The 9868-nt window shown below is 33.6% G+C and carries 8 protein-coding genes; 1 reads left to right on the plus strand and 7 read right to left on the minus strand.

Features of this window, described 5'->3' with window-relative positions; genetic code table 11:
• The first annotated feature begins 42 nt into the window (after positions 1 to 42).
• Entirely contained in the window at positions 43 to 951 is a 909-nt protein-coding gene (locus H5116_RS14130; RefSeq protein WP_182694815.1) for a 1-aminocyclopropane-1-carboxylate deaminase/D-cysteine desulfhydrase, read from the plus strand.
• A gap of 3 nt (positions 952 to 954) precedes the next feature.
• Here H5116_RS14130 and H5116_RS14135 read toward each other — a convergent pair whose 3' ends face one another.
• The 7 genes from H5116_RS14135 to H5116_RS20215 form a co-directional block, all read right to left on the minus strand.
• Positions 955 to 2643: an EAL domain-containing protein gene (locus tag H5116_RS14135; RefSeq protein WP_182716464.1), complete on the minus strand. Its 1689-nt coding sequence runs from the start codon at positions 2641 to 2643 to the stop codon at positions 955 to 957.
• Positions 2644 to 2869: 226 nt separating this feature from the next.
• The gene (gene arsB, locus H5116_RS14140) at positions 2870 to 3886 is read right to left on the minus strand and encodes an ACR3 family arsenite efflux transporter (RefSeq protein WP_182716465.1); all 1017 of its coding nucleotides are present in this window, start codon (positions 3884 to 3886) and stop codon (positions 2870 to 2872) included.
• Between the two features lie 9 nt (positions 3887 to 3895).
• Positions 3896 to 4612 carry an arsenical resistance protein ArsH gene (arsH, locus tag H5116_RS14145; protein ID WP_182716466.1) on the minus strand — a complete coding sequence of 239 codons (717 nt, stop codon included), beginning with the start codon at positions 4610 to 4612 and terminating at the stop codon, positions 3896 to 3898.
• Positions 4613 to 4796: 184 nt separating this feature from the next.
• A complete protein-coding gene (locus H5116_RS14150) occupies positions 4797 to 6782 on the minus strand; it encodes a response regulator (protein WP_310735996.1) in 1986 nt (661 codons plus the stop codon).
• Positions 6783 to 7079: 297 nt separating this feature from the next.
• The gene (locus H5116_RS20390; protein WP_259398832.1) at positions 7080 to 7526 is read right to left on the minus strand and encodes a hypothetical protein; all 447 of its coding nucleotides are present in this window, start codon (positions 7524 to 7526) and stop codon (positions 7080 to 7082) included.
• 704 nt (positions 7527 to 8230) lie between these two features.
• On the minus strand, positions 8231 to 8872 hold the full coding sequence (locus H5116_RS14155) for a hypothetical protein (protein WP_182716467.1): 642 nt from the start codon (positions 8870 to 8872) through the stop codon (positions 8231 to 8233).
• A 16-nt stretch (positions 8873 to 8888) separates the two neighbouring features.
• Positions 8889 to 9470, minus strand: coding sequence for a type II toxin-antitoxin system RelB/DinJ family antitoxin (locus H5116_RS20215; protein ID WP_220487471.1), 582 nt, complete (start codon positions 9468 to 9470; stop codon positions 8889 to 8891).
• Positions 9471 to 9868 lie beyond the last annotated feature (398 nt).

A 9868-nucleotide genomic window follows, 5' to 3' on the forward strand; every position in this document is an offset into this window, starting at 1 on the left:
GTCGTACATTTTAACTACTTTGCCAAATTGAAAACCAATAAAATGCGTGAAAAATTCAAAATAGATGAAAATAACTATATTCAACAATTAGATAGCTCGTTTCTAAAAAAGAGAAATATTTGTTTAGGTATAAAACGTGATGATTTACTCCATCCGCTAATAAGTGGCAATAAATGGCGTAAATTAAAATACAATTTAGCGTATATGCAAAAGATAAATAAAACAGAGCTTCTGACTTTTGGTGGTGCGTTTTCAAACCATATTCACGCCTGCGCAGCTGCGGGAAAAGAATTTAATATAAAAACTCACGCGATTATCCGCGGACCAGAACTTGATAACAACAATCCGACAATTCAGTTTGCAAAACATTGTGGTATGAACCTACATGTTGTTAATCGTATAGAATATCGAAAACGTCACGCCACCGAATACCTTAATGCTCTACAAGAGCGTTTTCCAAACGCTTATATCATCCCTGAAGGTGGTACAAATGAACATGCTTTATTAGGGTGTAAAGAATTAGTACAAAGCTTACCCGAACATAGCTACTTAGTTTGTCCTACAGGTAGTGGTGGCACACTTGCTGGACTAATAGAAGGCAGTGCTTCAACAACACAAGTTATTGGTATAGCGGTATTAAAACAAGCTGATTATTTAAATGAAGAAATAAAAAAGCTGAGCGCTAAAGCTAATAATCAAACTAACTGGCAGTTACTCACAGAGTTTCATGGTGGTGGTTATGGAAAATTTTCACCTGAGTTATGGCAGTTCTGCCAAGATATAGGCCGCACACACAACCTACCGCTTGAGCCTATTTATAGCGGAAAAATGATGTATGCATTGTGGCAACTCATTGAGCAAGATTATTTCCCATCTGGGAGTAAAATTATTGCTGTTCATACTGGCGGGCTTCAAGGCTTAAATGGGCTTAAATATAGAGGGTTAATCTAGACCTTAATTAAATACCGCTTGCGTAAACTCTTGAAGTGGCTCTGAAAAGTAAAAACCTTGAGCTCCTACCACTCCCAATTTGGTAAGCGTAAGTAGCTCTTTTTGAGTCTCTACGCCCACCGCGTATACGGGTAGATTTAAAAGACTAGCGGCTTCGACTATCCTTTTTATTTTCTTTTGACTTTGAGTTTTTTCATCTAATAAATGAACCAGTTCGTAAGATAACTTAAGCCCACATACTTGGTTATAATCAACTAGCATGGCTACTTTCTCACTGCTTTTTACATTATCAATCACAATATGTGAATGCCCTTTTTTAATAACATTGAGTGCATTAGTTATCGACTCTCTATGAGTAAAAAATTCTGCCTCACTTATTTCAAATTGTAATTTAGTATTTAACTTAAGCTCTGCCATTTGATTGGCTAACCACTCCCAAAATACAGTATTAAACCAATTTTTAGGGTGTAGATTTACACTAACTGTTAAAGCCGAAGACTCACTGAGCATTAGCTTTTTGACTTGTGTTATTACAGCTTTATCTAATATTAAAGCGTCTTGATCACTATAAACCTGCTTAATAAAATAACGAGCGGCCAGTAAACCAAGTTGGCTATGCCTAACCCGAATAAGAGCTTCATGCTGCAGGATATCTCCACTAGAGAGTTCAAATACAGGCTGAAAGAATAATATAAATTTATTCTTTTTAATGTTTTCTATAACCTGTTTGCTAGAGAGGTGTTTTTCTTGGCAGTGATTTAACGTTAAACGGTGGCAATGCTGCAATAGGCTGCTTTGTGATAGCGCGAGTGCTGATTTTGCTAGCTTATAAACCGCCACTTGATCAGCGCCTAATTGATAATCACACGCACCTATTTTAATATTTTTATGAGTAATATTTTTTTGATGATTTTGACATATTAAAAACACATTTTTATGAAGCTTTTCAACGTAGCTATTCAACTCGCTAATAGAAATGTTTGGTAAGGTAACCGCTAAGTAATTAGAGTTTAGTATTTTTACCGACACACCTTTAAGTTCGGCTAATTTTTTAGTAATTAAGACTTTAAAATTGGCTTCTATATCCGTTTTTTTATCATAGCTACAATCACACTCAATAAGTAAAAATAAGTTATGTGATGCAGTATTAACTCCATACAAAGAACTTAAATCACATTTTTTTGCCTGTTCGATTAGTTGAGTATTTTTATGCCTTTGTTGAATAATTTTAGTCGGCTGTATAACTGTATTTTTAAGCATTACTTTACGGTTGACTTTTAACAGGCTCCACCAGCGATAAGACCAATTAGCAGCGCCTAATATAATCAGATTCAAAAATATAAATAAGTAGCTTTGTGTTACCCACACTGGATAGTGATAAAGGCTCAAACTTAACGTTTTAAAAGTAAAAACTTCGCGTTCTAAATTTACTAAGTTCCTAAAGTGATCAGAAGAATTTTGCAGCTCTAACTTAAAGCCTTCATTTTTAGCTAATGCGACCAACACTTCATTATTTATAGAGGGAGATAAATTTAATTCATAAACGCGTTTAACAAACTGCTGCCCAGAAACATGTGCTTTTTGATGTAATGCATCATTTAAAATGAAATTAAAACTAATAAGTATCATCAAAAACAAAACAAAAGAGATACCTTTGAAGTACTTTAAAAGCCAGAGTTTACTCTTTTGCATAGCCTGCCACTCGTTATATTGATAACTAAAGTGTTGTTCAATATCTATAGAAGCACAAGGCTGCAAACTAAGTTTAAACGTTTATTAATAGTACTAAACAAAAAACACTCAGATAAACGAGAACTTACAAAAATAAACAGCTATGCCCTTTATTCTGTAAATAGATGAAAGCCATCGACAGATCATTTTAAAAAGTATGCCAGCAGAGATTATGCTGCATACCGCCTTAATTAAACCAATGGCGGGTTTTATTTGCAAAGTATACCAAGCTTAGCATTACGGGGACTTCTACCAACACTCCCACCACAGTGGCAAGTGCAGCCCCAGAATGTAAACCAAATAATGAAATAGCAACCGCAACAGCTAGCTCAAAAAAGTTTGAAGTGGCAATCATACATGCAGGCACCGCTATGTTATGTGCAAGCCCCATTTTTTTAGCTGCAATATAAGCAATCGCAAAAATACCGTAAGTTTGAATTAAAAGCGGGATTGCAATAAGAACTATTGCCTCTGGTTTTTCTATTAATATCTGCGATTGGAAACCAAACAATAGCGCTACTGTCGCGAGTAAGCCAATAATAGAATAAGGTTTCATTACCTTTAAAAAGTTATTTAAACACGTATGGTCATCTTCTTTATCAAGCTTTTTACGGGTAACAGCACCGGCCACCAGCGGGATAAGTACATACAATACCACCGATAATAGCAGTGTATCCCAAGGTACAGTAATATCAGTCACACCAAGTAATAGCCCTGCAATAGGTGCGAAGGCAAAAATCATAATTATGTCATTTATTGATACCTGCACTAAGGTGTAATTAGCATCGCCTTTTGTCAATTGACTCCACACAAACACCATAGCGGTACAAGGCGCAACACCCAACAAAATCATACCAGCTATATATTCTGTAGCTGTTTGTGGGTCAACAAAATCGGCAAAAATACCCTTAAAAAATAACCAGCCTAGTAGCGCCATAGTAAAGGGCTTTATAAGCCAATTAATAACGATAGTGAGCACTAACCCTTTTGGTTTTTTACCTACATCTTTAATTGATGAAAAATCAATTTGCACCATCATTGGGTAAATCATCAACCAAATAAGTACTGCGATTACAATATTTACATGGGCATATTCAAAACCAGCAATTAAGCTAAATGCACTTGGCATTATAGAACCAGCTACAATACCAAAAGTAATAGCTAAGGCTACCCACACAGAAAGATAACGTTCAAATAATCCCATTGTTCTGTCCTAAATAGAGCTTTGATTAACGCGTTGGCTAAGTTCTTCTGCAGATTCCACACGTTCAGAATAACGATCTACAAAGTAATCTTTTTGATCTCGTAATAACAAAGTAAATTTTATCAACTCCTCCATAACATCAACAATCCGATTATAAAGTGGAGAGGGTTTCATGCGCCCATTTTCTTCAAATTCTAAATGAGCTTGTGGCACTGAGGACTGATTTGGTATTGTTACCATACGCATCCAACGCCCTAATACTCGTAGTTGATTCACTACATTAAATGATTGCGATCCACCACAAACTTGCAGCACTGCGAGTGTTTTACCTTGCGTTGGCCTTACACCACCTAAATTGAGTGGTATCCAATCAATTTGGTTTTTGAATATGCTCGTCATTGACCCATGACGTTCTGGAGAGCACCATACTTGCCCTTCTGAGCAAAGCATTAAATCTCGTAACTCTTGTACTTTAGGGTGTGATTCATCTTCACTATCGGTTTGAGGTAAACCTTCAGGATTAAAAATTTTAACCTCAGCACCAAAATACGTTAATAAACGTGCACTCTCCTCTATTACCAACTTACTATAAGAACGCGCTCTTAATGATCCATATAACAATAAAATTTTAGGTTTGTGCTCAGAAAAACTAACATTAAAATTTTTAGTATGTGGAACAACGCTGTGTATTTTATTTGTATTTGGTAACCCATTAACTTCTGACATTTATAACTCAACCTTTACCAAGTGAATATACGAAAAATCGAATATATGGAATTTCACATGCAAACACGCGTGAGTCAAATTCTATTTTATAAATTTTTTTAAGTTATTAAAAAATCGGCTCAAGCCAATGGAAGGGATTGCGGAAGGTATTTGATAAAAATATTAAGTTACTTATATAGCGCAACTATTTATTTAAACAGCGAATTATAGTTTCACGTAGTTTTTGTGTTTTAATGGGTTTTGCAACATGAGCATTCATGCCAATAGATAAGTATCGTGTAATATCATCTTTCATAACATTAGCTGTTAAGGCAATTATTGGAATATTTGCGATAGTTTCATCACTATCATTACGAATAATTTGAGTCGCCTCAACACCGTCCATGATAGGCATATGAATATCCATTAAAATTATATCAAACGGCTCTAATTTTACTGTTTGGATGCACTCTAATCCATTATCAACTAAGTAAACCTGAGCGCCGCTATTTTCTAGTATGTTGGTAACTATGAGTCGATTGATTGAATTATCTTCCACAACTAATACTTTAATACCCGCCAGCGACTGTTCACTCACAGTATTTACTTTAGGCACTTCATTAAAAAAACCTAACACTCTACTGCTCACCTCCTTATACAAGACACTCGAATAAACAGGTTTTTGCAAAATTGTGTTTATATTTATTTTGTTAGCCACATCATTAAGTAAAACCTCATGATCCCTTGTAAGTACAATTATATTACTGCAAAGCTGGGGATTAATATTATAAATACGCGTTAAAAATGTTTCACTACTCATCGCTGGCATTATCCAATCGACAATAATGACTTTAAATTTTTCTTTATTCTGTTCAATAATATCAATAGCTTGCTTAGCAGACGAGCACGCAGTACATGCTAAACCCATAGCTGTAAACTGATTTTCAATTACTTTAAGGTCCTCTTCATTATCATCTATAATTAATACATCAAACGGATCAGTAAAGATTAGGTTAGGCGTATCATCAATCAACGCTTGGTTGTTCAATTTAACTTCCACCGAAGCTACAAACTCACTACCCACACCTTGAGTGCTGTGTACTGTTATATCACCACCCATCAATTGGCATAAACTCTTACTAATTGTTAAACCTAACCCTGTACCACCAAACTTCCTAGTTGTAGAACTATCTGCCTGAGTAAATGATTCAAATAAATTACTAAGATTATCCTCAGCGATGCCAATACCTGAGTCTTTAACTGTAAAATATAAGCAAACACTTTGCGGATCGTCTAATAACTTTCTTGACTCAATTAAAACCGATACAGTGCCGTGAGGGGTGAATTTAATTGCGTTAGAGCATAAATTTAACAGCACCTGATTTATTCGCACTACATCGCCGATTAAGTCCAGTTTAACTGCCTCATCAATGACAATATCAAATGTGACCCCTTTACTTTGGGCCAATTCATTGAAGGTTGCTTTGATATAATCAACAATCGAATTTACAGAAAAAGGAAATTCCTCAAGGTTAATGTTTCCAGACTCAATTTTTGAAAAGTCTAAAATATCGTTAATAACCACCAGGAGTTGATCTGAGGAGTATTTAATTTTATCTAAATAATACTCATACTCACCAGGTAAACCTTTTTCGAGCAAAATATTAGTCAAACCAATAATCCCACTCATAGGGGTTCTAATTTCATGACTCATATTTGCTAAAAACTCAGACTTAGCGGATGTCAGATGCTCTGCTTCTTCCTTGGCGTGCAAAAGCTCTTCAGTGCGCTCTTCAACGCGCGACTCTAATCTTTGCTTTTCTTCATCAAGCTCTTTTAAAAGTTGAATGCGGCGTTGGTTTAAAAACAAAACAAAAACTAAAAAACTGCTAAGAATAAAAATAATTACAGTAGCGCTGTAAATTAATATTTTATTTTTCTCAAAGTAAGTTGGCTCGTAATAAGAGATAATTGACTCTTCTGGCAAGCTCTGCGGAGCAATATTAAACTTACTTAATTGTCGCCAATCATATGAGTATGTACTAAGCCCTTCACCACTAATTTCATTTAACGCTTTATTTTCATTATAAAAAACTATTGAATCGGCAATACGTTTACCTATTTTTTCACCCGACAATACATACCCACCAACAACACCTGAGCCTAATAGTACTTCCCAATAGCTAAACACTGGCGCCGGACTTTCTTCAATTAATCGCTCTACTAGCTGATAAGGGCTAAGTGATTTATTATCGTAACGCCTAAAAATGGGGGTAAATAAAATAATTGAATCTGCTGGGGCATTTCTTACTTTGGTGAGTAATTCTGGTAATGGAAGATCAAACCACTTTTCTACACTTAAATACGAAAAATCACGGTTAATAACCGAAAATAGTCCTCGATGAAAGCTCATACCAATATCGTTTTTTGTATCTAAAATCACGATCAATTTTTTAGGCTTCATTAAATTAACAGCATTTGCTGTTGCTTACGCATAATCTAATTTAGCTTGGATCACAGCTCCGCTGGTCTTTTTTGGTAGATTAAACTGGGCGCCTGGCTCTAAGTATATTCGTGGAACATTTATAAAAAAATCATCTAATTGGGATAGTAACGTCGCTGCAGAAGGCGACTGAGTAACGATGATATCGATGTGCTTATTTTTATATTTTTGTTTGAGGTAGTCTTTCATTAACTGTTTTTGATTAACTTCATCAAAGCGATTTACATCCATATTTTCGACAAATAGTTCATAACTAAAAGAACGTTTTTTAAGCTCTGTACGCAGTCCAAGCTCAACACTTTTATACCAAGGCATATCTTGATTTGTTGAATTTATAAATAAAATATGAGTAACATTTGAAGGAGTTTGAGCGTGTGAACTAGGGCTCAAGAATTGAAAAACAAGAAATAAAAATAAGATATTAGTTTTCATGTTTCTCATTGTGTAATCAGGGGAAAGTAGTTTAATGGTAAGTGTTAACGATATATATATCAATTAAATACAAGATAAAATTTACTGTAATTTAACATTGCCAACAATACTATTTCACTTTACAGCCTAATAAGGTCTTATATTGATAGTTTTTTGATTATCATCACAGCGCAATACGCATAAAAAACCCAGTACGAATACTGGGTTTAGAGTAAAAAGTGTCAAGAATCTATTTATTCTTACACTCTTAGTTTAACTGTGTGCTAAAAAGGTAGTTAACATAAACAAAATTAACACATTGATATTTATGTATTTATTTATAATCTAAGTAATTTATGTAAAGTTAAATAGAATTATTACACATTTAATATGTTAATTTTCAGCCCTTTCTTTACAAAAGTAAACTGTCTAGTGAAAACTGGGAAGTCCATATGCACCAATAACCGATGATATGATGTTAAAAGCAGGAGTAAATACTCGTGAAGGTTATATTAAACATATAAATCAAATGGTTGATGATTATGAGAACAATGACCCTAAAATAGATGAAAATTGGATGAATGAACAGGCTAAACTATTTAATTTGTAGCCTTAGTATATTTAATTTTGAAGTCTTTATTTCGAATTCTAACTTACACTATCACTTTATAAAATTTGATCAAATTTAGCTGTCGTCAAGCCACCATTCAAAAATATACTACCAATTATAAATTTGACGAAAATGATAAAGGGAAATGCTCGATATCAGGGTAATTAAGTTTTGTTAAATACCAAGATAAGAACGGTTTTGAACGCCATGACTTCAATTCATCTAATTGATTATTATATATATTTATTTTATTTATTAATTCTTGCCTTATTTCACTTTTTTTAACTAGAAGCTCTTGCAAGTAGTCTTTTGAATTTGTTTCTATAACATTTGGGGTTTTACCTACTAATGGCGCAAATGCGGTTGCATTTCCACGCGCTTGAGCATTTGCACTTTCTAGCTTTGTAATTGAATCCATCATATCTTGAATATCGCTTGCTTCCGAAGATATATTTGATTTAAGAATTACAATTGACCTTGCCTCTTGTACTATTGATAAAAGCTCATTCTCCATATAGGTATAGCTACTAGAAGCTAAAACTCTATTAATTGTCGGTAATTTTCGTATTTTATCTAATGCAAAATCTGCTCTTTTAGATTCATCAACTTCAAAATTTTCATTTTCTTTAGCCGATGAGATATATAAAATGAATATAATGGGTAGTAATATTAAAATTGTAAAAATGCCCCACCAAGGTACAAATATTAATATAATCATTAATATCAGAAGTTTAATACTTACCCCATATATATTCATTTTTATAAATCCTAAATTAATCAACTATATAGTTTTTGAGTTTATGCTTAAAATTATTAGCAAAGTCGACATAAGCTTTCTTATTTAGTAAAACTATACTTGCTAAATTATTAATATCTTTTTTTAATTCAGATATTTTATCTACGCAATCAAGGAGATCATGAAATTCAAAGCTCTTAGTAGAAGACTCAATAGCATTGTTAAACTCCACCATTAAGTCATAAAGCTCTAATAATTTCTTAGTCAATGCATGTCCCGAAGTTTGCAACTCATCAAATAATTCTGCAAATCTTTTATCATCCCACATCGGATCTGTTTTTTTAAATGGGAACGTTATAGCCTTAATTGATTCTTCAATAAAGTTTTTTGAGGTAATTTTATTTCTAGTGCCTTCAACTATTTCTAGCTTATTACTCGCATCAACAAATCCTTTTGGACAGGTAAGCTCGACTGGAAATTCTTTTCTTAAAGATACTTGAGTTAAAAGTATGCGTATAGCATCTGAATGACTCATACCTAATGCTGATAATACATTTTCAGACTCAATTTTTAATTCCGAAGATACTCTAGCTCTTACAGTTTCTGATTTGGTTTCCATGCTAAAACCCACGTAGCTCATTTGTGCTACATAATATTTCATAAAATTTGATCGATGTAAATACAATTCGAATAAATATTTATATTAAAAACACAGCATGCAAAATAGAAGGGCTTGCGATACGAAAAAAACTAGTTTTTTGACTTTAAACCCTTTTTAATTCGTAACGCTTTCTGCTGAAATTTATTTCTTACTCTAACGTCTTTTTTTCTCATTATCTTTTGTTTTTTTCTTACTTTGATTCCATCTCCAGTAGAAAATGGATTGGATAACTGTAGTGGTAAATTAATTTTGGCCACCCATTAAGAAAGAAATGTTATGCTGATAAGCATACAAATTTGGGTGAAAAAATGACGAAATTAAAACGTGCAACGTATTCTGCAGCAATCAAATTAGAA

It is taken from the genome of Pseudoalteromonas sp. SG45-2 (genome assembly GCF_014164115.1).
In the GTDB taxonomy this organism is placed as follows: domain Bacteria; phylum Pseudomonadota; class Gammaproteobacteria; order Enterobacterales; family Alteromonadaceae; genus Pseudoalteromonas; species Pseudoalteromonas distincta.